The 23,883-nt window shown below is 64.4% G+C and carries 22 protein-coding genes and 3 tRNA genes; 18 read left to right on the forward strand and 7 right to left on the reverse strand.

What is annotated here, in order from left to right:
• Positions 1 to 17 precede the first annotated feature (17 nt).
• Together uvrB and KUV81_RS07225 are read right to left on the reverse strand one after the other, a co-directional pair.
• On the reverse strand, positions 18 to 2,015 hold the full coding sequence (gene uvrB, locus KUV81_RS07220; RefSeq protein ID WP_222543154.1) for an excinuclease ABC subunit UvrB: 1,998 nt from the start codon (positions 2,013 to 2,015) through the stop codon (positions 18 to 20).
• Positions 1,999 to 3,315 carry an MATE family efflux transporter gene (locus tag KUV81_RS07225; protein WP_222543366.1) on the reverse strand — a complete coding sequence of 439 codons (1,317 nt, stop codon included), beginning with the start codon at positions 3,313 to 3,315 and terminating at the stop codon, positions 1,999 to 2,001. Before KUV81_RS07225 ends, uvrB begins: the two co-directional genes overlap by 17 nt.
• A gap of 597 nt (positions 3,316 to 3,912) precedes the next feature.
• Between KUV81_RS07225 and KUV81_RS07230 the strand changes: the two genes are divergently transcribed.
• The 13 genes from KUV81_RS07230 (at position 3,913) to KUV81_RS07290 (ending at position 14,816) form a co-directional block, all read left to right on the forward strand.
• Positions 3,913 to 3,988 (forward strand) — tRNA-Asn (locus tag KUV81_RS07230).
• Positions 3,989 to 4,112: 124 nt separating this feature from the next.
• Positions 4,113 to 4,188, forward strand: a tRNA-Asn gene (locus KUV81_RS07235).
• 131 nt (positions 4,189 to 4,319) lie between these two features.
• A tRNA-Asn gene (locus tag KUV81_RS07240) sits at positions 4,320 to 4,395 on the forward strand.
• A gap of 718 nt (positions 4,396 to 5,113) precedes the next feature.
• The gene (locus KUV81_RS07245; RefSeq protein WP_222543155.1) at positions 5,114 to 7,006 is read left to right on the forward strand and encodes an EAL domain-containing protein; all 1,893 of its coding nucleotides are present in this window, start codon (positions 5,114 to 5,116) and stop codon (positions 7,004 to 7,006) included.
• A 131-nt stretch (positions 7,007 to 7,137) separates the two neighbouring features.
• Positions 7,138 to 7,716: an electron transport complex subunit RsxA gene (gene rsxA / locus KUV81_RS07250; RefSeq protein ID WP_222543156.1), complete on the forward strand. Its 579-nt coding sequence runs from the start codon at positions 7,138 to 7,140 to the stop codon at positions 7,714 to 7,716.
• Positions 7,717 to 7,719: 3 nt separating this feature from the next.
• Positions 7,720 to 8,274: an electron transport complex subunit RsxB gene (gene rsxB / locus KUV81_RS07255; protein ID WP_222543157.1), complete on the forward strand. Its 555-nt coding sequence runs from the start codon at positions 7,720 to 7,722 to the stop codon at positions 8,272 to 8,274.
• A 10-nt stretch (positions 8,275 to 8,284) separates the two neighbouring features.
• Positions 8,285 to 10,702 (forward strand): electron transport complex subunit RsxC, encoded by a 2,418-nt coding sequence (rsxC, locus tag KUV81_RS07260; protein ID WP_222543158.1) that lies wholly within the window; start codon positions 8,285 to 8,287, stop codon positions 10,700 to 10,702.
• Between the two features lie 11 nt (positions 10,703 to 10,713).
• A complete protein-coding gene (gene rsxD, locus KUV81_RS07265; protein ID WP_222543159.1) occupies positions 10,714 to 11,772 on the forward strand; it encodes an electron transport complex subunit RsxD in 1,059 nt (352 codons plus the stop codon).
• Positions 11,773 to 11,780: 8 nt separating this feature from the next.
• A complete protein-coding gene (gene rsxG / locus KUV81_RS07270; protein ID WP_222543367.1) occupies positions 11,781 to 12,401 on the forward strand; it encodes an electron transport complex subunit RsxG in 621 nt (206 codons plus the stop codon).
• On the forward strand, positions 12,398 to 13,093 hold the full coding sequence (locus tag KUV81_RS07275; RefSeq protein WP_222543160.1) for an electron transport complex subunit E: 696 nt from the start codon (positions 12,398 to 12,400) through the stop codon (positions 13,091 to 13,093). Before rsxG ends, KUV81_RS07275 begins: the two co-directional genes overlap by 4 nt.
• 20 nt (positions 13,094 to 13,113) lie before the next feature.
• Positions 13,114 to 13,755 carry an endonuclease III gene (gene nth / locus KUV81_RS07280; protein WP_222543161.1) on the forward strand — a complete coding sequence of 214 codons (642 nt, stop codon included), beginning with the start codon at positions 13,114 to 13,116 and terminating at the stop codon, positions 13,753 to 13,755.
• Positions 13,756 to 13,782: 27 nt separating this feature from the next.
• Positions 13,783 to 14,181, forward strand: a complete 399-nt coding sequence (locus KUV81_RS07285) for an ACT domain-containing protein (protein ID WP_222543162.1) — start codon at positions 13,783 to 13,785, stop codon at positions 14,179 to 14,181.
• A gap of 20 nt (positions 14,182 to 14,201) precedes the next feature.
• Positions 14,202 to 14,816: a hypothetical protein gene (locus KUV81_RS07290; RefSeq protein ID WP_222543163.1), complete on the forward strand. Its 615-nt coding sequence runs from the start codon at positions 14,202 to 14,204 to the stop codon at positions 14,814 to 14,816.
• A 56-nt stretch (positions 14,817 to 14,872) separates the two neighbouring features.
• On the opposite strand, the gene KUV81_RS07295 is transcribed toward KUV81_RS07290, so the two are convergent.
• Together KUV81_RS07295 and KUV81_RS19715 are read right to left on the reverse strand one after the other, a co-directional pair.
• Complete coding sequence (locus KUV81_RS07295) at positions 14,873 to 15,145, reverse strand: RNA recognition motif domain-containing protein (RefSeq protein WP_222543164.1); 273 nt, start codon at positions 15,143 to 15,145, stop codon at positions 14,873 to 14,875.
• Between the two features lie 199 nt (positions 15,146 to 15,344).
• Positions 15,345 to 15,479, reverse strand: coding sequence for a hypothetical protein (locus KUV81_RS19715; RefSeq protein ID WP_261389214.1), 135 nt, complete (start codon positions 15,477 to 15,479; stop codon positions 15,345 to 15,347).
• Between KUV81_RS19715 and KUV81_RS07300 the strand changes: the two genes are divergently transcribed.
• The 4 genes from KUV81_RS07300 to KUV81_RS07315 all read left to right on the forward strand — a co-directional run bounded on the left by KUV81_RS07300 (position 15,478) and on the right by KUV81_RS07315 (position 18,294).
• Complete coding sequence (locus KUV81_RS07300; RefSeq protein WP_222543165.1) at positions 15,478 to 15,888, forward strand: DUF350 domain-containing protein; 411 nt, start codon at positions 15,478 to 15,480, stop codon at positions 15,886 to 15,888. The genes KUV81_RS19715 and KUV81_RS07300 overlap by 2 nt on opposite strands.
• 11 nt (positions 15,889 to 15,899) lie before the next feature.
• Positions 15,900 to 16,535 (forward strand): DUF1190 domain-containing protein, encoded by a 636-nt coding sequence (locus KUV81_RS07305; protein WP_222543166.1) that lies wholly within the window; start codon positions 15,900 to 15,902, stop codon positions 16,533 to 16,535.
• Positions 16,536 to 17,702 carry a glutathionylspermidine synthase family protein gene (locus KUV81_RS07310; RefSeq protein ID WP_222543167.1) on the forward strand — a complete coding sequence of 389 codons (1,167 nt, stop codon included), beginning with the start codon at positions 16,536 to 16,538 and terminating at the stop codon, positions 17,700 to 17,702.
• Positions 17,703 to 17,772: 70 nt separating this feature from the next.
• Complete coding sequence (locus KUV81_RS07315) at positions 17,773 to 18,294, forward strand: gamma-glutamylcyclotransferase family protein (RefSeq protein WP_222543168.1); 522 nt, start codon at positions 17,773 to 17,775, stop codon at positions 18,292 to 18,294.
• Here the strand turns inward: KUV81_RS07315 and KUV81_RS07320 are convergent.
• The 3 genes from KUV81_RS07320 to KUV81_RS07330 form a co-directional block, all read right to left on the reverse strand.
• Positions 18,243 to 19,142 carry an alpha/beta fold hydrolase gene (locus tag KUV81_RS07320; RefSeq protein WP_222543169.1) on the reverse strand — a complete coding sequence of 300 codons (900 nt, stop codon included), beginning with the start codon at positions 19,140 to 19,142 and terminating at the stop codon, positions 18,243 to 18,245. The two genes, KUV81_RS07315 and KUV81_RS07320, sit on opposite strands and share 52 nt — an antisense overlap.
• Before the next feature lie 115 nt (positions 19,143 to 19,257).
• Positions 19,258 to 20,598: an SLC13 family permease gene (locus KUV81_RS07325; RefSeq protein WP_222543170.1), complete on the reverse strand. Its 1,341-nt coding sequence runs from the start codon at positions 20,596 to 20,598 to the stop codon at positions 19,258 to 19,260.
• A gap of 155 nt (positions 20,599 to 20,753) precedes the next feature.
• Positions 20,754 to 21,770 carry a porin gene (locus tag KUV81_RS07330; RefSeq protein WP_222543171.1) on the reverse strand — a complete coding sequence of 339 codons (1,017 nt, stop codon included), beginning with the start codon at positions 21,768 to 21,770 and terminating at the stop codon, positions 20,754 to 20,756.
• 218 nt (positions 21,771 to 21,988) lie between these two features.
• On the opposite strand from KUV81_RS07330, the gene KUV81_RS07335 reads away from it, so the two are divergent.
• Positions 21,989 to 23,755 carry a flavocytochrome c gene (locus KUV81_RS07335; protein ID WP_261389216.1) on the forward strand — a complete coding sequence of 589 codons (1,767 nt, stop codon included), beginning with the start codon at positions 21,989 to 21,991 and terminating at the stop codon, positions 23,753 to 23,755.
• Positions 23,756 to 23,883 lie beyond the last annotated feature (128 nt).

Genomic DNA, 23,883 nt, shown 5'->3' on the forward strand with positions numbered 1-23,883 from the left:
CTCCCGGCATAGGAGGATCAGGAGACCACCAGTTGGTCCCGCAACTGGGCGATTTCATCTCGCAGTGCCGCCGCCTTTTCAAACTCCAGGTTGCGGGCGTGCTCGTACATGGTCTTCTCCAGCTCGGCGATCGCCTTGGCCAGTTCCGCCGGGCTCTGCCGCGGTGCGGCCGGCTTGGCCGGAACCCCCGGTCGGGCACCGGGCCGGCGTTTGCCGCCCACGTCCATCACGTCGGTGATCTTCTTGGTCAGCCCCTTGGGCACGATGCCGTGCTCGGCGTTGAACGCCTCCTGCTTGGCCCGGCGGCGCTGGGTCTCCCCCATGGCCCGCTCCATGGAGCCGGTGATGCGGTCGGCGTAGAGAATTGCCTTGCCCTGGACGTTCCGCGCTGCCCGGCCCATGGTCTGGATCAGGGAGCGGTCAGAGCGCAGGAAGCCCTCCTTGTCGGCATCGAGGATCGCCACCAGGGAGACCTCGGGCATGTCCAGGCCCTCCCGCAGCAGGTTGATCCCCACCAGCACGTCGAACTCCCCCAGGCGCAGATCGCGGATGATCTCCATCCGCTCCACGGTGTCCACGTCGGAGTGGAGATAGCGCACTCGCACCCCGTGCTCCTCCAGGTACTCGGTCAAATCCTCCGCCATCCGCTTGGTCAAGGTGGTGACCAGCACCCGCTCGTTGCGGGCCTCACGCAGCCGAATTTCCGACAGCAGGTCGTCCACCTGGGTGGCCACCGGGCGCACCTCGATCTCCGGGTCCAGCAAGCCGGTGGGCCGCACCACCTGCTCCACCACCTCGCCGGCGGATTTGTCCAGCTCGTACTGGGCCGGGGTGGCGGAGACGAACACGGTTTGCGGCGCGATGGACTCGAACTCCTCGAACTTGAGCGGTCGGTTGTCCATGGCCGAGGGGAGGCGGAAACCGAACTCCACCAGGGTCTCCTTGCGGCTGCGATCCCCTTTGTACATGGCCCCGAGCTGGGGCACGGTGACATGGGACTCGTCGATGATGAGCAGGCCATCGTCCGGCAGGTAATCCAGCAGGGTCGGCGGCGGCTCGCCCGGAGCCCGCCCGGAAAGGTAGCGGGAGTAGTTCTCGATGCCGGAGCAATAGCCCAGCTCCAGCATCATCTCGATGTCGAACTGGGTGCGCTCCTTGATGCGCTGGGCCTCAATGAGCTTGTGGTTGTCCAGCAGCTGCTGGTGGCGCACCTTGAGCTCCGCCTTGATGTGGTCGATGGCGGCGACGATGGTTTCCCGGGGGGTAACGTAGTGGGTCTTGGGGTAGACGGTGTAGCGGGCCACCTCCCGGGTCAGGGCACCGGTCAGGGGGTCGAACAGGGAGATCCGTTCGATCTCCTCGTCGAACAGCTCGATGCGCACCGCGTCCTTCTCGGAGTCCGCCGGGAAGATGTCGATCACCTCGCCCCGCACCCGGAAGGTGCCCCGCTCGAACGCCATGTCATTGCGGCTGTACTGCAGCTCTGCCAAGCGCTTGAGGATGTCCCGCTGGTTCATGATGTCGCCCTGGCGCAGGTGCAGCAGCATCGCCATATAGGCCTTGGGATCCCCCAGGCCGTAGATGGCGGACACCGAGGCCACCAGCACCACGTCCCGCCGCTCCATCAATGCCTTGGTGGCGGACAGACGCATCTGCTCGATGTGGGCGTTGATGGAGGCGTCCTTCTCGATGAAGGTATCCGTGGAGGGCACGTAGGCCTCGGGCTGGTAGTAGTCGTAGTAGGAGACGAAATACTCCACCGCATTGTCGGGGAAGAACTCCTTCATTTCGCCGTACAACTGGGCCGCCAGGGTCTTGTTGTGGGCCAGGATGATGGTGGGGCGGTTCAGCTCTGCCACCACGTTGGCCATGGTGAAGGTCTTGCCGGAGCCGGTCACCCCCAGCAGGGTCTGGTGCGCCAGGCCGGCGTCCAGGCCCTCCAGCAATTGGTGGATGGCCGCAGGCTGATCGCCGGCGGGTTGAAACTGGGATTGCAGCTTAAAGGGTCGACTCACGGGCTTCCTCGGTTGAACTCTGGCGGTTACAGCACAGGTGATACCACACCCAGCGCCAGGCGATGACCGCGGTGAGGCAGTTGGCCACGGCCGCCCCCACAAACACCCCGGTCAGGCCCGCGATCTTACCACCAATAAAGGCCAGCGGCAGGTACATCACGAACAGCCGGATCACCGACAGCCCCAGGGCCGACATCGGTCGGTGCAGGGCGTTGAAGCTGGAGTTGGAGAGGATGATCACCCCCTGGGCACCGTAGGAGAGAGGCAGGATGCTCACCAGCAGGGCGATGGTGGCGGCCACTTCGGCGTCCTGGCCAAAGGCCTCGCCGATCCAGCGGGCGCCGATCAGCAGCAGCAGGTACACCCCGCCCTGGAACAGCAGCACAAAACGGATCACCCGACTGTAGAGCAGCCGGACCCGGTCCATGTGACCCGCGGCGGCGTTCTGGCTGATGAGCGGCGGCAGGCTCATGGAGAGGGTCAACACCACCAGGGTCACCAGGGATTCGAGCCGGGTGCCCACCCCAAAGGCGGCCACCGCCGCCTCGCCGTAACTGGCCATCAGTGCCGTCATCGCCCCCATGGCCACCGGGGTTAGCATGTTGGCCCCCGCCGCCGGCAGAGCAATGGCCAGGATCTCCCGGTAGCCCGCCAGGCGTTCGGTCCACTCCCGGAACCAGCCCACCACCTTCATGCGGAACACCAGCATGTAGACGATCACCGCACTGGAAACCAGGTTGGCGATCACCGTGGCCAGGGCGGCGCCCTTGAGACCCATGGCGGGCACCGGCCCCCAACCAAAGATGAACAGGGGATCCAGCGCCGCGTTCACAAAGGCGCTGCCGGCCATCACCAGGCTGGGCAGGCGGGTGTTGCCGTTGGCACGCATCACCGCGTTGCCGATCATCGGGAAGGTGATGAACACCACCCCAAGCAGCCAGACGCCCATAAAGTCGTCGATAAGGCCCAGGGCGTCCGCCTCGGCCCCAAGGGCGCGAAACAGCCAGTCGTGTCCCAGCCACACCGGCAGGGCCATCACCAGCACCAGGCAGGCGGAAAGCACCAGAGCCGAGCCCCCCAGGGCACGGGCCCGTTCCGTGTTACCCCGCCCTTGGGCGGTGGCCACCGCCGCCGAGGTGCCGATCCCCAAACCAATGACCACACTGAACAGAGTAAAGGTGACGGGAAAGGTAAAGGAGAAGGCCGCCAGCTCCCGGGTCCCCAGCAAGCTGACAAAGAAGGCGTCGACGAAGTTGAAGGTCATCAACAGCACCATGGCCATCAGCAGCGGCAGCGTCATACGCCGTAGATGGGCAATGACATCCCCTTGGGTCAACTGGTGGACATGGGATGGGCGCACGGCGACTCCTGTTGATGAAATAAGCGCAGACGATTGGATAACAACCAAAACTAATACACAACCCCGACATCACAAATTGTCAAAAATTTTCAGTTTTGACAGTAAAATGTCGGGCCGATGAACATTTTACGTAAGCCACTGTTTTATAAAGAAACGATCATTATGCACAAGCAGTGACCAATTCCCCGCCAGAGCCCGAAATCCGGGGCCTGTCACTCTCTGACACGAGGTCATTAACACAGTTATCCACAAAAACAGTGGATAACGCAGCAGAAGCCCGACCAGAGCGGGCTCGGTGAAAGTCAACCCCCATTTCGCCTTATGCCCGTCGGGTGAAACCGAAAAAATCCTATTCGGTAAGTAAGTTAGCGGGCCTGGCAAGGGTGGGCGATGAAAGCAATCCCAAGACGCCCTTTTTCACGCGGTTTTGGTGACGCAGTAGGCAAACGAAACCGGTGAGCCGACTTTTTCAAAAGCGCGTATTGACTCACTATAGGGGGGCCTTTAAGATGCGCTCCGTCTTCGAGACGATGACGTTCCCCCTTAGTTCAGTCGGTAGAACGGCGGACTGTTAATCCGTATGTCGCTGGTTCAAGTCCAGCAGGGGGAGCCATATTTTGGCCCACCACGCCTGAACGGCGCACTGGCACTGGTTAGAATCGGCGTATGCCGCTGTCCCAAGTCCAGCAGGGGAGCCACGTTTGCTGAGGCGTCAGGATAATCACGCCACAATCTGTTCCCCCTTAGTTCAGTCGGTAGAACGGCGGACTGTTAATCCGTATGTCGCTGGTTCAAGTCCAGCAGGGGGAGCCACATTTTGGTTTGCCCTTGCCGTTAGAACGGCGGACTGGCGCTTGTTAGGATCGACGTATGTCGCTCACTCAAGTCCAGCAGGGGGAGCCACCTGATACTGAGGCGTCAGACAAAACACGCAGACAACCTGTTCCCCCTTAGTTCAGTCGGTAGAACGGCGGACTGTTAATCCGTATGTCGCTGGTTCAAGTCCAGCAGGGGGAGCCACCTTCAAAAAGCCTCGCATCAGCGGGGCTTTTTTATATCCGCAGAACGGCGGACTGGCTCGGTCAGAATCGGCGTATGTCGCTGGTTCAAGTCCAGCAGGGGGAGCCACTTTCGAAAAGCCTCGCGTCAGCGGGGCTTTTTTTGTATCTGCCCATCAGGATAACGGCGGACTGGCTCCGTCAGAATCGGCGTATGTCGCTGGTTCAAGTCCAGCAGGGGGAGCCACATTCGAAAAGCCTCGCGTCAGCGGGGCTTTTTTGTATCCGCAGAACGGCGGACTGGCTCGGTCAGAATCAGCGTATGTCGCTGCCCCAAGTCCAGCAGGGGGAGCCACCTTCTAAAAGCCTCGCATCAGCGGGGCTTTTTGGTATCCGCCCATCGGTAGAACGGCGGACTGGCTATTATCAGAATCGGCGCCTGTCGCTGCCCTTTATGGCGTCCCTGGCCACTTGGCTCGAGCGCCAGATTTTCTGCTCCGCGCGCCTCTGAACAAACGCCCTTCGCCCCGCCTTTTCAACAACCCATCCTTTAATGACTCCAATCACTTGCGCCTGGCACGCCCCCCTTTTACGATGGTGGTGTCACCAAAATCTGGAGCTTGGTGGCGCCGGGCAACGCCACCGCCTAGCGATGGAAAAAATATGTTAATAAATCATGCAGCTACGCCAATTGACGCGATGATTGGGGTGGCGGGCAAAGATAGGGAGATCGTCGCCTCATGTTGGGGACTCGTACCGCATTCGCCGGACTGACCATTCTGTTGCTGGCGGCCGCAGCCGCCCTGCTGCTGCTGTCCACCGCCGCCGTTGAAAAAGCCATCGACGATGACCGGCGTGCCCTGACCGCGGCCCTGGACAACGCCCTGGCCTCGCAGACCGCACCCTTCGAACTGGCCGACGCCCTCGCCCCGAGCTTTGCCCTGCAGTACGGCTTCGTTAAGAACCAGGTCGATGCCACCCAGACCATCTACGGCCAATACCACGAGCCCAGCCACTGGCTGGCCCCCCTGCTGGCCCTGCATCGCCCCTCCCTGCTGGTGGAAAAACGCTGGCAGGAGCACGACATCCGGCTGCAGCTGAACGGCGATCACTACCTCGAGGGCACCGCCTCCCGCCTGGCCCTCCCCCTGATACTGATTGGCGGCACCTACCTGTTCATGATCCTGTTGCTGCTCTGGCGCCGCGGTCGCACCGCTCGGCAGCTGGCGACGGTGCGCTCCGGCATCGAACGTCTCCCCACCCTGGAGCTGCCCAGCCAGGTGCAGGAGCTCAGCGGTGCCCTTCGCCCCCTGGGGGAGACGCTGCAAAGCACCCGCACTGAACTCAAGGCGCGTCTGGCCAAGTTCAGCACGAGCAAGCTGCAAGCCAATCCAGTGCTGGACGAGGTCACCGGCATCAAATCCCGCGCCTTCTTTGTTGATGAGATGGAGCGACCCCAGAACACCGACTCCAAGCAGGGCCACCTGATCCTGCTGCGGGCCAACGCCCTGGAGGAGCTCAACCGCCGCCAGGGCCGCAGCGGCGGCGATCAGTACCTGGCGGAGATCGCCCACGTGCTCAAGCAGTACGCCCGCAAGGAGCCCTCCGGCTACGCCTACCGTTACGGTGCCGTGGACTTTATCCTGCGACTGCCCGACTGCGAGCGCAGCAACGCCATTACCCTGCTCAAAGATTTGAGCATGCAACTGGCGGAGGTTGCCAAGCACCAGGAGGTGGAGAACGCCGGCTCCGTGGGCGCCATCGCCTACCGTCCGGAAGACCGGGTCAGCCAGCTGTTGATCAACCTGGACACCGCCGTCAGCATGGCCGACTCCCAGGGAGCCCACGGCCACTACCTGATGGACGCCAGTCTGGCGGAGTTGGGGCTGGACTCCGAGCGTTGGCTGACAGTGATCGACGATGTGCTGGATCACCGCCGCCTGAACTTCATCCACCAGCGGATCCGCCCCACCCAGGACGGCGGCCGCCTCTATACCGAGATGCTGGTGCGCTTCGAAAACGCCGACGGCAACCCGCTGCCCACCGAGCCCCTGTTCTCCATGGCGGCCCGCTACGGCCGTGCCATCGAGCTGGACAAGCTGATCTTCACTCGCCTCATTCGCGAGCTGCTCAACGACTCCAGTGAGAGTGAGTCCTTCGGTCTCAACCTGGCCAGTCACTCCTTCAACGACGTCAAGTTCATGCGCTGGCTGGAGCATCAGCTTCAGGACCAGCCGGGATTGGCCAGCCGTCTGGTGTTTGAGGTGAGCGAGCGCAGCATCCAGCAAAACCCCAACCACGCCGGCCAGACCATCGAGCGCCTGCATAAGCTGGGGGCGCGGATCTGCATCGACCACTTCGGCACCGCGCTGACCTCCTTCCGCTACCTGCAGATGCTCAAGCCCGACTATGTCAAACTGGAGTCCGGCCTGACCCGCAACATCGATAAGACGCCGAACAACCAGTTTTTCATCAAGATGTTGCTGGACATCGCCGTGCGACTGGACATCAAGGTGATCGCCGCCCAGGTGGAGCAACCGGAGGAGAAGATCACCCTCGAGGAGCTCAAGGTGCACGGCCTCCAGGGCCACCACATCGCCATGCCCCGCCCGCTTCATCAGATGCAGGCCTGAATCGATGCCCCGGGGCCTCCCCGGGGCGTCCAATCCTTGACCAGAGGGCAGAAACCCTGCTGGCTGTCAGTTGTTTCGGTGCCGAGATTTTCCGATAATGGCTGACTACTTTTCTCAGCGACCTCAATTTCATGACCGAATACCTGTTGCTGCTGGTGGGCACTGTCCTGGTCAACAACTTCGTCTTGGTGAAGTTCCTTGGCCTCTGCCCCTTTATGGGGGTGTCCAGCAAGCTGGAATCCGCCATTGGCATGTCGATGGCCACCGCCTTCGTCCTGACCCTGGCCTCCACCTGTAGCTACCTGGTACATCAGTATCTTTTGGTCCCGCTGGATCTGGCCTACCTGCGTACCCTGAGCTTTATCCTGGTGATCGCCGTGGTGGTGCAGTTCACCGAGATGGTGGTGCGCAAAACCAGCGCCGCCCTGCACCGGGTGCTGGGGATCTACCTGCCCCTGATCACCACCAACTGCGCGGTACTGGGGGTGGCGCTGCTCAACATCAACGAGGAGCACGACTTCATCAGTTCGGTGCTCTACGGCTTCGGCGCCGCCGCCGGTTTTGCCCTGGTGTTGATCCTCTTCTCCGCCATGCGTGAGCGCCTGGCGGCGGCAGACGTCCCCCAGCCCTTCAAGGGCGCCTCCATCGCCATGATCACCGCAGGCTTGATGTCGCTGGCCTTTATGGGCTTTACCGGACTGGTTAAGTAATTGATGAGCAGTATTCTTTTTGCCGTACTGGTGCTGGCAGGCCTGGCGCTGCTGTTCGGCGTGTTGTTGGGGTACGCCGCCATCCGCTTCAAGGTGGAGGGCGACCCCATGGTGGAGCAGATCGAGCAGGCCCTGCCTCAGACCCAGTGCGGTCAGTGCGGTTACCCGGGCTGCCGTCCCTATGCCGAGGCCATCGCCAAGGGAGAGGCCCCCATCAACCGCTGCCCGCCCGGCGGCGAAGCCACCATCGAGAAGCTGGCGGACATGCTGGGGGTGGAGCCGGAGCCGCTGGACGCCGACGCCGACAGCCGGCCCAAGGTGGCCTTCATCATCGAGGCGGACTGCATCGGCTGCACCAAGTGCATCCAGGCCTGCCCGGTGGACGCCATCGTCGGCACCGGCAAACAGATGCACACGGTGATCGCGGACCAGTGCACCGGTTGCGACCTCTGCGTCGAACCCTGCCCGGTGGATTGCATCGAGATGCGGCCCATCCCGGAGACGACGCAAAGCTGGAAGTGGGATCTGAAGAGCATCCCCGTCCGTATGGTGCAGTGAGGAACGGCCTGTGCAAACCCTATTAGAACAGATTGACCAAGGCCAACAGTGGACATTCCCCGGCGGGATCCATCCGCCGGATCGCAAGACCCTGTCCAACGGCACCCCCATCGCCACCCTGCCCCTGCCCGAGCGGTTCTGGGTGCCGGTGCGCCAACACATCGGCCAGGCCGCCCGACTGACGGTGGCCAGCGGCGATCAGGTGCTCAAGGGCCAGGCCCTGACCGCCCCGGAGCACCCCATGGCGGTGCCGGTGCACGCCCCCACCTCCGGCACCATCGGCCGCATCGAGTCCCGTCCCAGCGCCCACCCCTCGGGCCTGCCCGAGCTGACCATCGAGGTGATCGCCGACGGTGAGGATCACTGGCGTCCGCGGGAGACCCGGGTCAGCGTTGAAGGCCTCGACCGGGACGCCATCCTGGCCCGAGTCCGTGACGCCGGCATCGCCGGACTGGGGGGCGCCGCTTTCCCCGCCGCCATCAAGCTGGCCAGCGACAAGCCGGTGCGTTTTCTGATCATCAATGGCGCCGAGTGCGAGCCCTACATCACCGCCGATGACCGGCTGATGCAGGACAAGGCGGAGGAGATCCTGCGCGGCATCGAGGTGCTGGATCACCTCTTGGGCCCGGAACGGATCCTGTTCGCCATCGAGGACAACAAGCCTGCGGCCATCGCCGCGGTCAAAGAGGCCATCGCCGCCAGCCACCTGAGCGATGAGCACATCCTGCTGCGAGTTATCCCCACCAAGTATCCCTCCGGCAGTGAGAAGCAGCTGGTGCAGATCGTCACCGGATTGGAGGTGCCCCAGGGCAAGCTGCCCAAGGACCTGGGGGTGCTGATGCACAACGTCGGCACCTGCTACGCCATCAAGCGTGCCCTACTGGACGACGAGCCCCTGATTGAACGGGTGGTGACCCTGACCGGTGAACAGGCCGGCAAACCCGGCAACTACTGGGTGCGCCTGGGCACTGAGATCCAGTGGCTGCTGGACAGCGCCGGTTGCCAACCCCAGCCGGACCAACCGCTCATTATGGGCGGCCCCATGATGGGATTTGCCCTGCCTAGCACCCGTGTGCCGGTGGTCAAAGCCACCAACTGCCTGCTGATGCCCAGCCGCAACGAACTGCCGCCGGCCCCGGCGCCCCGCAACTGCATCCGCTGCGGCGAATGTGCCCAGGTCTGCCCCCAGTCCCTGCTGCCCCAGCAGCTGTACTGGCACAGCCAGGCCGGTGAGTTCGACAAGGCCGCCCAACTGAACCTGGCCGATTGCATCGAGTGCGGTGCCTGCGCCTTCGTCTGTCCCTCGGATCTGCCCCTGGTGCACCACTACCGCATCGCCAAGGCAGAGCTGCGGGACGCCGCCCAAAAGGCGGCCAAGGCGGACGCCGCCAAGCTGCGCTTCGACGCCCGCCAGGCCAGATTGGAGCGCGAGAAAGCGGAGCGGGAGAATCGCCACAAGCGGGCCGCTAAGCCGGCTCCCGCCGCCACCAGTGCCGGGGTCGCCGATGCCCTGGCCCGCATCAAAGCTAAGAAGGCCAGCACCGAGACCGAGTCCGGCGAGGTGGACATGGCCGAACTGCGCCGTCAGCGCAAGGCCGAAGCCCGCGCCGCCAAGGCCGCCCGGGAGAGCGCCGGTGACTCGGCGGTTGAGGCCCCCCAGGCCAGCGACACCGCCCCCCCGACTGATCCGAAAAAGGCCGCGGTGGCCGCTGCACTCGCCCGCGCCAAGGCCAAGAAGGCGGCTCAGCAGGCCACCGAGGCCGCGCCCAGCGATGCCCCGACCGAGGAGGTCGCCGATCCTCGCAAAGCCGCAGTGGCCGCCGCACTCGCCCGCGCCAAGGCCAAGAAAGCGGCCCAGCAGGCTCCTGAGGCCACGCCCAGCGAAGCCCCAGCCCAGGAGGGCTCCGATCCCCGCAAAGCCGCGGTGGCCGCCGCCGTGGCCCGTGCCAAGGCCAAGAAGGCGGCCGAGCAGGCCAGCGAGGCCGCGCCCAGCGACGCCCCGGCCGAGGAGACCGATCCCCGCAAGGCGGCTGTGGCCGCTGCCGTGGCCCGCGCCAAGGCCAAGAAGGCGGCCCAGCAGGCTCCTGAGGCCGCGCCCAGCGATGCCCCGACCGAAGAGGTCGCCGATCCCCGCAAAGCCGCGGTGGCCGCCGCCGTGGCCCGCGCCAAGGCCAAGAAGGCCGCGCAGCAGGCCAGCGATGCCGCACCCAGCGACGCCCCGGCCGAGCAGACTGATCCCCGCAAAGCCGCGGTAGCCGCCGCAGTGGCCCGCGCCAAGGCCAAGAAGGCCGCCCAGCAGGCCAGCGACGCAGCATCCAGTCCCGAGCCGGCCGAGCCGAGCGAAGATCCGGATGCCAAGCGCAAAGCCGCAGTGGCCGCCGCCATCGCCAAGGCGAAGGCACGCCAAAAACAGAATAACGAGCAATAGGAGAGGGTTTGATGGCGTTTAAGATGGCCTCGTCCCCCCACATCCAGGGCCGCATGCCCACCCATCGAGTGATGCAGTGGGTCGCCCTGTGCACCCTGCCCGGCGTCCTCGCCCAGTGGTGGTTCTTCGGTTGGGGCAACCTTATCCAGATCGCCCTGGCGGTGATCACGGCCCTGGTGGCCGAGGCACTGTGCGTCAAGGCCCGCGGCCGGGACGTGCGTGCCGCCCTGTCCGACTGCACCGCCCTGGTCACCGGACTGCTGCTGGGGATCTGCCTGCCGCCGCTGGCCCCCTGGTACCTGCCGGTGCTGGGTGCCATCTTCGCCATCGTGCTGGTCAAACAGCTTTACGGCGGCATCGGGCAGAACCTGTTTAACCCCGCCATGGCGGCCTACGTGGCACTGCTGATCTCCTTCCCCCTGCAGATGACCCAGTGGCTGCCACCGCAGTCGCTGGCCCAGACCACCCTGGGGCCGCTGGACACCCTGACCATGGTGATGCTGGGCACCGATGCCATCGGCCACACCCTGGACAGCGTTCGCCTCGGGGTGGACGGCACCACCATGGCCACCCCGCTGGACACCCTCAAAACCGATCTCACCCTGGGCCTCACCGCCGGGGAGAGCCTGGCCAAGCCGGTGTTCTCCCAGATGGCCGGTGTGGGTTGGGAGTGGGTGAACCTGGCGTTCCTGCTCGGCGGCCTGGTGATGCTGAAACTCAAGGTGATCCGCTGGCACATCCCGGTGGCGATGATCCTGAGCCTGGGGCTCTGTGCCCTGGTGGGTCAGGCGCTGCACCCGGACGGCACCGGCAGCGTCAGCCTCCACCTGCTCAGCGGCGCCACCCTGTTCGGGGCCTTCTTTATCGCCACGGATCCGGTCACCGCCGCCACCAGCAACCGGGGCCGGCTGGTGTTCGGCGCCTTGATTGGGGTGCTGGTCTACCTCATTCGCAGCTTCGGCGGTTACCCGGATGCGGTGGCCTTCGCCGTGATGCTGGCCAACATGAGCGTGCCGCTCATCGACTACTACACCCGGCCGCGCACCTACGGTCACGGGGGGCAGTCATGATCCCGTCGATGAAGAAAAACGGCCTGCTGCTGGCCCTCTTTGGCATCGCCTGCGCCGGCCTGGTGGCCCTGACCCACGAGGGCACCAAGGCGCAGATCGCCGAGCAGCAGAAGCGCCAGCTGCTTAACACCCTGCACCAGATCATCCCCGATGGCCTGTACGACAACGAGCTGCACAACAGCTGTCTGTCCCTGCACAGCCCCCAATACCTGGGCAGCCGGGACCCCCAACAGGCGTTTCTGGCCACCCAGGCCGGGGAGCCGGTGGCCATCGCCATCGAGACTACCGCCCCGGATGGCTACAACGGCGACATCCACCTCATTGTCGGCATCAGCTGGCAGGGTGAAGTGCTGGGGGTGCGCACCCTGAGCCACCAGGAGACCCCGGGGCTGGGGGATCTGATTGACCTGCGCCGCTCCGACTGGGTCACCGCCTTTAACGGCTACCGCCTGGAGGGCGAGAAGGATCGCCGCTGGGCGGTTAAGCGGGATGGCGGCGACTTCGACCAGTTCACCGGCGCCACCATCACGCCGCGGGCCTACGTCGGCGCGGTGAAAAACGCCCTTAACTACTTCAACCGCAATCGGGACCGCCTGCCCAAGGCCCCCCGCTGTGGAGACGCACCATGAGCCAAACTCGCGAAATCGTCTGGCAGGGGCTGTGGAAGAACAACCCCGGCATCGTCCAACTGCTGGGGCTCTGCCCCCTGCTGGCGGTCACCAACACCCTGACCAACGCCATGGGCCTGGGCCTGGCCACTTTGGTGGTGCTGGTCAGCTCCAACGTGCTGGTCTCGCTGCTGCGCCGGGGGATCCCGAGCGAGATCCGCATCCCGGTGTACGTGATGATCATCGCCGCCCTGGTGACCTGCGTGCAGCTGCTGGTCAACGCCTACGCCTACGGCCTCTACCTCTCATTGGGGATCTTCCTCCCCCTTATCGTCACCAACTGCGTCATCATCGGCCGTGCCGAGGCCTTTGCCTCGAAAAACCCGGTGGGCGCCGCGGCGATGGATGGTTTGATGATGGGGCTGGGCTTTATGCTGGTGCTGATGCTGCTTGGCGGCGCCCGGGAGCTGGTGGGCCAGGGCACCCTGTTTGACGGGGCCGATCAGCTGCTGGGCGACTGGGCCCAGGTGCTGCGCATCCAGGTGATGGAACTGAAAAGCCCCTTCCTGCTGGCGCTGCTGCCGCCGGGGGCCTTTATCGGTATGGGCCTGTTGATCGCCGCCAAGAACGCCATGAACGACAAGGTGGAAGCCAGGTTCAAACCCACCAGCGACGCCGCCGAGAAAGTGGAGCGGGTGCGCGTCACCCAGTAAACCGAGACCGTTGAGGGACCATGAATAACGAAAAACGCCGCCAGATCCTGGAGCGCCTGCGGGACAACAACCCCAACCCGGAAACCGAGTTGGAGTTCAGCTCTCCCTACGAACTGCTGGTGGCGGTGGCGCTCTCCGCCCAGGCCACCGACGTCTCGGTCAACAAGGCCACCCGTACCCTGTTCCCGACAGCCAATACCCCTCAAGCGATGCTCGAACTGGGGGTCGAGGGGGTCAAGGAGCACATCAAGACCATCGGCCTGTACAACACCAAGGCGGAGAACGTCATCAAGGCGGCCCGGATCCTGGTGGAGGAGCACGACGGCGAGGTGCCGGAGAATCTCGAGGCCCTGGTGCGCCTGCCTGGCGTCGGCCGCAAGACCGCCAATGTGGTGCTCAACTGCGCCTTTGGTTGGCCCACCATCGCCGTGGACACCCACATCTACCGGGTCTCCAACCGCACCAAGTTTGCCATGGGCAAGAACGTCGACCAGGTGGAGCAGAAACTGCTCAAGGTGGTGCCGGCGGAGTTCAAGGTGGACGTGCACCACTGGCTTATCCTGCACGGCCGTTATACCTGCCTGGCTCGCAAGCCCCGCTGCGGATCCTGCCTTATCGAGGATCTGTGCGAGTTCAAAGAGAAGGTTTACCCGGACGAGTAAGGTCCGAACCTGGGCAGGGAGGCCCAAATGATGAAAACCGTTCCCCTGAGTCTGACCCTGATGACGGGTCGCTTCACCCTCCACCGCCTGCCGGCCGACCACCCGGTGGCGCCCCATTGGCTGAGCGCCAGCCAGCTTTTGAGCCTGACCCGCACCGAGGAGGAGCTCTCCCTGGTGGCCCCGGAGGAGTGGGCCATCGACAGCGAACGTCAGGAGGGGCCCTGGCGGGCCTTCAAGGTGGCCGGGCCGCTGGATTTCGAGCTGGTAGGGATCCTCGCCCAGCTCACCGCGACCCTAGCAGACGCCGGCGTGCCGCTGTTTGCCCTCTCCACTTTCGACACCGACTACCTGCTGGTCAAATCCGACCGCTGTGGTGACGCCGCTGCGGCCTTGCGGGCCCGGGGTCACCAGGTGTTTCTCCAGTAACAAACCGAGTCCCTGTTCTGATGAAACCGCTGCTGTTACTCCTGCTTCTGTTCTGCGCCCCCGGGTTTGGCGCCGCCGTCGGCACCCACGGCATGGTGTTGATGCCCACATCCCAAGGCCCCGTCGCCAGCCACCTGCCCCTGCACGGCTCCATGCACGCGCACCAATTGGTGCTGAAACTGGCGGTGGACCCTGCGGATAAGGCTCAGGTGGCGGCCCTGCTGGCCCAACAGCCGCTGGTAACCCTAAAGCCCGAAATCCTGGACCTGCACCGGCTGATGCACGGAACCCTGAGTCAGTTTCGGGCCGATGTGGTGGCGGGCCATTTCGAGCGCGGCGGACAGACAACACTGCCCATGGTGGCCTTTACCGTGGAGCGCGTCCTGTTAAACGCCCCCTTGGAGCCGGTGGAAAACGGGGCCTTCTACCCCATTGACCTGGGTGATGAAACCCTGCTGGTCCACCGCATCGGCAGCCTGCCCAGTTTCGACCAGATCCTGTTGATGGAGAGGAACGTGACCGAGTCGCTCATTTACCTGGGCGACGGGCAGCCGCTGGACGACGGGCTTCAACCGGCTCTTGAGGCGCCGGTGCGCTCACTCTATCTGGAAACCGCGGATTTTACGGCGCGCTGAGCACCACAACGGAAAAGGGGGCCGACCGGCCCCCTTGGCGTGACAGTCACCGGCACTCAGTAACGGGGACGACGAGCCGGCCGGGGTTCGCGGGGGCGCGCCTCGTTCACCCGGATGTTGCGGCCACTGAGGGGCTGCTCATTCAACGCCGAGATGGCGCTTTGCCCTTCCTCCGCGTTGGGCATCTCCACAAAGCCGAAGCCCTTGGAACGGCCGGTTTCCCGGTCCATGATGACGTTGGCACTGGTCACCTCACCGTGGGCCGCAAAGGCATCACGAAGATCTTCGGAGGTGACGGAGTAAGACAGGTTGCCGATGTATATGTTCACGTTCAATTCTCTAACTGGACTGGTGACTTGTCGAGCTAGCACCGGGTCGAGGCCAAGCACAAACCCCGCCCCGGCGGCCGGAGTCGCTCCGGCGCATACCCCGCAACGGCGCGTTGAGCGGCTTCTCGGCACCCTTTGGCACCCCACCCGACACACCCTGGCGTTTTGACAGGCAATCTCAAAGTTAATCTCGGTTCCGTTACAGGTCAAAGAATTGTCTGCGATCTTTTTGTTTATCAAAATATTTATCCGCCCCTTCCCGGGCCCTTTGCTTGCCTTTTCCAGGCCCATGGGCGATAACAACGCTACCTAGAACCAGCGTGATCCCAACCATGATTTCCGACTCCCTCGCGGGCCTTATCCCCTTTATGACCTACTTTGGCACCGGCCTGCTGGCCATGGTGCTGTTCAAAGTGCTCTACGCCCTGATCACCCCCTTCGACGAGTGGCAGCTGGTTAAGAAGGACTTCAACACCGCCGCCGCCATCAGCATCTCCGGCGCCCTGGTGGGCTTCACCCTGGCTTTGGCTTCCGCCGCCAAGAACTCCATCGCCTACACCGATTTCCTGATCTGGGCCGTCATCGCCATGGCCGCTCAACTGCTGGCCTTTACCGTGGTGCGCTTCATCCTGATGCCCACCATCGTCAGCAAGATCGAGAACAACCAGATCGCCGGTGCCGTGGTGCTGGCGGGGGTCAACATCGGCGTTGGCCTGCTCAACGCTGCCTGCATGAGCTACTGAGGGAGGCCGACATGAAACGCAGTACCCAGGTTCGTCGCCCCCGTTTTCGCAAGGCTCTGCCCCTGGCCACCTCGGTGGCGGTGTCCGTCTCCCTGGTGTTGTCCGGCTGCAGCCCGGCGCCCCGCGAGGAGGCCCAGATCTACCGCAACGCCGAGGAGTGCATGCAGGTCTACCCCGACCAGCCGGAGCTCTGCCAGCAGGTGTTCGGCTCCGCCCAGGTGGATCACCTGGCCACCGCGCCGCGCTTTACCGACCAGCAGCAGTGTGAGCTGGAGTTCGGTGAGGGCAACTGTGAACAGGCCCCGGAGGGCAGCCAGGGCAACGCCGGCGGTGGCAGCTGGTTTATGCCGATGATGATGGGCTACATGATGGGCAACCTGATGGGCGGCCGCTCCGTGCGTCAAGCCCCGGTGTACAGCTCCAGCTCCCGCACCTCACCGATGCGCGACAAGCTGGTCACCGCCAACGGCGAGGTGGTGGGCAACCGCGGCGACCGCACCGTACGCCCGGCCCCCAGCGCCTTCCAAAAGCCCACGGCCCCGGCCCGGGTGACCCAAAGCGGCGGCTTCGGCCGCATGGCGCAGCAGAAGGCCCAGGCCAGTCGCAGCGCCACCACCCGCTCCTCCAGCCGCAGTTTCGGGGGCTAGATGCAACGACAGCTGATCGCCCCCCGGGCGCACTGGCAGGAGCAGGCCCGCCAGTACGGTTTCCATTTCCACACCATGTACGACGAGCCCTATTGGGACGAGTCGCGCTACTACGCCTTCACCCTGGAGCAGATCGAGCGGGACCTGGAAGCGCCCACCGAGGAGCTCAACCAGATGTGCCTCGAGGTGGTGGAGGAGGTGGTCAACAATGAGAACCTGATGCGCCGCTTCGCCATCCCCGAAACGCACTGGGATCTGGTGCGCAGCTCCTGGCGGATGCGCGAACCGAGCCTCTACGCCCGGATGGATCTGGCCTACGACGGCAAGGGCCCGGCCAAGCTGTTGGAGAACAACGCCGACACCCCCACCAGTTTGTACGAGAGCGCCTTCTTCCAGTGGTTGTGGCTGGAGGACCGGCTCAAAGACGGCACCCTGGCGCCGGGCAGCGATCAGTTCAACGGCATCCAGGAGGCGCTGATCGCCCGCTTTGCCGAGCTTAAGGGCCAGTGGCCTCCGGTGCCCCTGCACTTCGCCAGCTGCGAAGAGAGTGAAGAGGACCGCGGCACGGTGCAGTACCTGGCCGATTGCGCCGAGGAGGCGGGGCTGACCAGCCGCTACACCGCCATCGAGCAGATTGGCCTGTCCAAGCAGAAGGAGTTTCTCGACGGTGACGGTGAGATCATCCGCGCCTGCTTCAAGCTCTACCCCTGGGAGTTCATGCTGAGGGAGGAGTTTGGCCAGTACCTCCAAAAGGCGAACGTGCGCTGGCTGGAGCCCGCCTGGAAATCGATCCTCTCCAACAAGGCGATCCTGCCAGTGTTGTGGCATAACCACCCCGGCCACCCCAACCTGCTGCCCGCCTACTTCCCGGATCACCTGGACAAGTGCGACGAATCCCAGCTGGTGAAAAAGCCGCTCTACTCCCGTGAAGGCGCCAACATCGAGATCCTCGACGGCGGCCAGGTGGTGGAAAGTTCCGAGGGGGCCTACGGCGAGGAGGGGGTGATCTACCAGGCCTACCATCCGCTGGCCAAGTTCGGCGAGGACCACGCGCTGATCGGCTCCTGGGTGGTGGGGGATCAGGCCTGCGGGATCTCCGTACGCGAGGATCACAGCCGCATCACCCAGGACCTCTCCCGCTTTATCCCCCACATCATCCTGCCCTGAACGCCCGATGGGGGCCGCCCGGCCCCCATTGTCTAGGCTTACCTTAGGCCCTCAAACGCCTCGGTTCGCCATGCTCTACTTCGCCTACGGCTCCAATCTGTCCCTGCCCCGGCTGCATCGTCGCTGCCCCGAGGCCCTGCCCCTGGGCCGCGCCCATCTTGCGGATCACCGGCTGACCTTCGACAAGGTGGGCCAGGATGGCTCGGGGAAGTGCGACTGCCCGCCCTGCCCCAACGGCCGGCTGTGGGGCGCGCTTTACCGGATGGACAGCGCCGCCCTGGGGCGGCTGGACGTCATCGAGGGCGAGGACTACCGACGGATAGAGCGTGAGGTGGTGCTGGAGGGGGAAGGCCGGGTGCTGGCCTGGTGCTATCAGGCGCGGGTGACCCAGGCGGGCCTGGCGCCCTTCCCCTGGTATCGCACCCATGTGCTGCTGGGGGCCCGCCAATTGGGCCTGCCCGGGGCCTACCTGGCCCAGTTGGCGGCGGTGCCCTGCCAGCCGGATCCCGACTGGCAACGCCAGCATCGGGAGCTGGCCATCTACCGCGACGCGCGGACCCCATCCCCGGGGGCGGACGCCGCCTCCCGGTAACGGGTCAGCCAGTCGGTCAAATCCTGCCACAAGCCGGCCTGATGCCGGGGATCAAAATAGCCGAAATGCCCCACGCCCCCGAGGGCCTCGAGCCGCTCACCACTGAGAATGTGGGTTTCGCTGAAGGCGCGGGGAAAGCGATCCGCCAGATCCAGCACCGCCTCCGGTGGCGCGTAGCCGTCGTCGGCAAATCCGTAGTTGAGCATGGGTTTGTCGAAGCGCTGATAGCCGCTCAAGTCCAGCCCCAACTTGGGGGCGAACAGGTAATCCCGTTGCCGGCCCCAGCGGGCCCATTGGCGGATCAGGCCGCTGGGCAGATCACGACGGGCCAGGCCCGTGCGCTGGGCCGGGAAGCGCTGGCCCAGACTCAGCAAGGGCGCCGCCAGATGCCAAAACCCCCACATGGCCGGCCCCCGACGCCCGTAGTAGCGCCAATGGGGCACCGAACTGCCCACGGTGATCGCCCCATCCAGCTGCTCTGCACCGGGCACAAGGCCCAACAGCTGGCCTCCGCAGCTGTGACCCAGCCAGAACAGGGGCAGGCCCTCCAGCCTGGCCTGCAGCGCCGCCAAAGCGGCCGACAGGTCCTGACGGGCCCAATCCAGCAGGCCCACCTGTTGAGGGCGCTGGGCGGTCAAGCGGGACTCGCCGACGCCGCGATAATCCAGGGTCAGCACCCGGTAACCGGACTCGGCCAGGTGGCCGGCCAGGTGGCGGTAATACTCTCTGGAAACCCCCAGGGCCGGGGCGATCAACACGCCGCCGAGCACCTCGCCCGGGGGATGAAAAAAGGTGGCGCCCAGGCCTTGCCCGTCGGCGCAGCGCAAGCGCAGTGGCTGTGTGTGCACTGTGGTGGTCTTCCTCGTCAAACCCGCCCCCATGATTTCCTCTGTTCGCCTCAATGGCAAGGCGGCCGAACCGTGCCGACATTGAGGGCCCCTGGCCCAAGGGGAGAAAAAACGTTCAGACCAGGCTCTGCCACAGGGGGGCCCAGGCAAGCAGGCCCAGCAGGATCACCCCCAGGGCGGTGGCCTTCATGCGGTAGCCCAGGGGCACCATCTCCCGCCGGTTCACCACGCCGGCGCTGTAGAGCACAGCATTACCCGGGGTGGAGGACGGGAGGACGTAGGCGGTAGAGCCCCCCAGCGCCAGGATGATGGCCACTTCGGCCAACTCCAGCTCCAGCGGGGCCACCAGATAGAGCAGCAATGGGCCCCAAATCGCCACGGTGCCGGAGTTGGTGACAAACTCGGTAAAGGCCATGATCGCCAGCAGCAGCATCAACACCAGCACCGGCGCCGGTATGAGGGCGCCGATCTCTTGAAGGCCGCCCCCCAGCGCTTCGGCCAGCCCGACCCCCTTGAGCAGCGCGCTGAGCACCAAAGCGCTGACAAACACCCCTACCGCCGGCCACTGGACGCCGCCCAGCAGCTTGCCCACCGGCTGACGGCTGACTGCCGCCAACGGCAGGATCGCCACCAGGGGCAGCAGCACCGCCAGGGGGCGGGCCCACTGGGTGTCCAGTCGGTAGCAGCCCAGCCAGCCCAACAGTACCGTGGCGGTTACCAGCAGGATCCGCCGCTGCATGGGGGTCAGAGGCTTATCCTCCGGCAGACTGAGCGCCGGGGCCGACAGGTCCGGGGCAAACACCCGGGCGGCCACGTAGGCCCCCAGCAACCACAGGCTCACCGTCAGGGGCAGCATCAGCTGGGTCCACTGCCACATGCCGATCTCGGTCAGACCGGCAACGATAAGGCTGGTGGTGCTGCCGATCACCGAGGAGATCCCCCCCATGGTGGCGCTCAACACGATGAGCACCCCGATGTATTTCTGCAAGGGGCTGGCCGGCTCCCCATAGCGATAAGGCGCCAGGCACAGGGCCAGGGGGAAGACCAGCGCCACGCTGGCGACGTTGGTCACCAGCATGGAGGAGCCAAACGCCAGCAGCGCAAAGCCCGCCAGGGCCGGTTTCATCCGCCCCCCGCTGAGCCTCAGCACCTTCACCTGGGCCCATTGGCCCAGGCCGCAGCGGTGAAACAGGAAGGCAAAGACGAAGCCAAACACGAAGATGCTGATGATGGGGTTCACCGCCCTGCTCAGCACCAGGGTTGGCTCCGCCAGCCCCAGCAGCAGCGCCAGGACCGGGATCATCACGCCGGCGTAGAGCGGCCCCACCCAGGGGGTGGCCCAGCAGATAATCGCCAGCAGCAGCAGACCCAACCCCTGACTCAAGGGGGGCAGCAGGCTCAGGGCGGCCAGGGACAGGGCGCCGATCAGCAGGCTGGTTCGGTGGCGTTGGGGCATGGGGGTCCATCGGGGGTTATCGGGCCCACAGCGTACCAAAGCCCCGGGGGCCGGGGCTTGTCGGACGCGCCGGCATTGCGGCGGTGATCCAACTTGGTTGCTAAAGTGTGAGCCCTAAGTGGCTTGGCGGCCCGCCCTTGGGGGGCCGCGGTCGGTCAGAACAGGTACTTGAGGTGCACCGTCACCAGGGTGTCCTCGAACTGCGCCTGGCCGCTGGCGTCGGTGTAATCCCCATCGTAGTAAGCGATGATGCTGCCTAGGGTGGTCTGCTTGCTCAAGGCATAGTCGTAGCCCAGGGCGTAGGTAGTGGCGTCACTGTCGCTCAGGGTATCGAGATCGGCCCCGGCGTTTTTGGTGATTTTCCCCAGGCCCGCGTTGTCCTGGCCAAACTGCGCCTTGACCTTGTGGGGCCCCTCAGACCAGGCGGCACTGACCAGCCAGGAGTCGCCCTGGATCTGCTCGTACACCAGGGATTCAGAGTCCTGATAGAGGGCCCCGAACTGCCACTGACCGAGACGGTAACCGGCGGTCACCCGCACCGCAGTCAGCCCGTTGAGCCCATCGGCGTATGCCACAGCCAGGTAATGGGGGGTTTTCTTCAGCTTGCCGTCGCCATACACCAGGCTGAGGGCGTAGTTGTTGGCGTCGTCCAGGGTGGCCTTGCCGCCGAAGTCGTCCTCGGGGGTGTAGCTGGCGCCCAACTGGAAACCGGACAGCACCGGGGTGCGGTAGGTGATGCTGTCACCGAGACGATCGTTACCGGCGATCAGACGGTTCATGTCGGCGGCGGTAATATTGAACTGGTCAACGCCCCCCTCGATCTTTTTAAATACCGTATCGTTTCGACCGAAGTTAATTTCACCGAAATTACCGGACAAACCTAAATACGTATTTCGAGACTTAAATACCTGACTGGCATCATTATCAAAACTTTCAATGCCGGCTTCGGCCTTATAAACCAGGTTCAGCGATTCGGATATTGCGTGCTTTCCCTTCATGCCGATGTAGGAGGCGTAGTTCTCCAGGCTGCCCCCCTTGACCTTCTCATTGCCGGCCAGACCCGTGTCCGAATAGGTCCCTGCCAACCAGAAACGGCCATATACATCAGGGGTTTCGGCCAGGGCCGACGCGGAAACTGATGCCGTGAGGCACAGTAGCGCCATCTTTTTCATAGTCACATCCTCGTGTTGTTGTGGGGACAGTCTATGAATGGAAAATATTTCGCTTTTTGAAGCAGCTCACAGGCGAGTTTTTTCTCGTTCAGAAAAACTTAACGCCCTTTAACGTATTTGAAACCCCGACAAAACCAAATTTGAACCGGATCAAAATTTCCCTCATACGGCCAAGGTTATTCTGAGCCCCGACAAATAACACCAGCCAAGAAGGTACGATGATGAAACTCAAATTCAGCGCCATGTCCGTAGCGGCCGTAGTGCTCTCTTTGTCGGGGGCGGCTTACGCCAAGGGGGACTCCCTGGCGGATTTCCACAAGGCGATGGGCGGCTGTGACAGCTGCCACACCAAGCCGCTCAAGGTCAGCGACAGCGAGAGCCACGAAAACGCCCAGTGCCGCGATTGCCACGGCGGTTACGAAGAACTGGCCAACGACCAGCTGGAGTTCGACCCTCACACCTCCCACCTGGGGGACATCAACTGCACCGCCTGCCACCGCGGTCACGACGCGCCCAAGATGTACTGCAACGAGTGCCACAGTTTCGATGACGTGGAGATGCCCTTCGCCGGCACCAAGGCCAAACCCGAATGGGACGCCGAGTGGGACCAGGCGGCGATCGCCAAAGCGATCCAGGCCGGGCCGAAAGAGACCACCCAGGTGGTGATCGTGGGCGCCGGGTCCGCCGGCTACAACGCCGCCATCGCCGCCAAGCGCGCCGGTGCCGAGGTGATCCTGCTGGAGAAAGCCCCCTTCACTGGCGGCAACTCCATGCTGGCCGCCGGCGGTTTCAACGCCGTGGGCACCCCGCAGCAAGAGAATAAGGGCATCGACGACAGCATCGAGTCCTTTATCGAGGACGCCATGAAGGGCGGCCGCTACCAGAACGACAAAGCCCTGGTGCAGATCATGGCCGAAGAGTCCGCCGAAGGCGTGGCCTGGCTGGAATCCCTGGGCGCCAACATGGACGACCTGAAACGCTCCGGCGGCGCCAAGGTGGAACGCACCCACCGCCCCACCGGCGGTTACAGCGTGGGGCCCCACATCATCGACACCCTGCGCGCCGCGGCCGAGCGGGAAGGGATCGACGTGCGCCTCAACTCCCGCGTCGAGAAGCTGGTGCTCAACGACGACCAGAGCATCGCCGGCGTGGTGGTGCACGGCAAACACTCCGGCCACAAGATGATCGGCGCCAGCGCCGTGGTGCTGGCCACCGGCGGCTACGGAATGAACAAGGAGATGATCGCCTACTACCGTCCCACCTTTAAGGACATGACCAGTTCCAACAACGTCACCGCCACCGGCGACGGGATCCGACTGGCCAAGGAGATCGGCGCCTCCATGACCGACATCGACTGGGTGCAGGCCCACCCGACCATCGGCAAGGACAGCCGCATCCTGATCTCCGAGACCGTCCGGGGTGTGGGCGCCATCATGGTGAACGTTCACGGCGAGCGCTTTATCAACGAGCTGACCACCCGCGACCGTGCCTCCGACGCCATCCTCAAGCAGGACGAGCAGTACGCCTGGCTGGTGTTCGATGAGCAACTGATTGAGAAGAAGCAGATGGTGCGCGGTTACGAGCACCTGGGCATGCTGAGCAAGGCCGACACCATCGAGGAGCTGGCCAAGATCACCGGCATGGACGCCCTGGCCAAGACCGCTGAAGACTACAACCGCTACCAGGCCAACGGCAATGACGAGGCCTTCGGCCGCGAAGACATGCCGCTGAACCTGACCCAGCCCCCCTTCTACGCCGTGAAAGTGGCCCCGGGGATCCACCACACCATGGGTGGTGTGGCGGTGGACACCAACTCCAACGTGCTGAACCTGCAAAGCTGGCCGATCCCGGGCCTGTACGCCGCCGGCGAAGTCACTGGTGGGGTCCACGGCTACAACCGTCTGGGCGGCAACGCCATCGCCGACACCGTGGTGTTCGGTCGTCGCGCCGGTGAGCACGCCGCCGAGTTCGCCAAGCAGCAGTAACCCCCCCTTTCATCTCTCCCTCAAGCCAAAGTGGCGCCTTCGGGCGCCGCTTTTTTTTCGATTCGTGAAGCGCCGCCCAACCGCGTCCCCACCCAGCCGGTAGACTCGACGCGCAAAGGGGGAACACC

It is taken from the genome of Ferrimonas balearica, from assembly GCF_019802085.1.
Lineage (GTDB): Bacteria > Pseudomonadota > Gammaproteobacteria > Enterobacterales > Shewanellaceae > Ferrimonas > Ferrimonas balearica_B.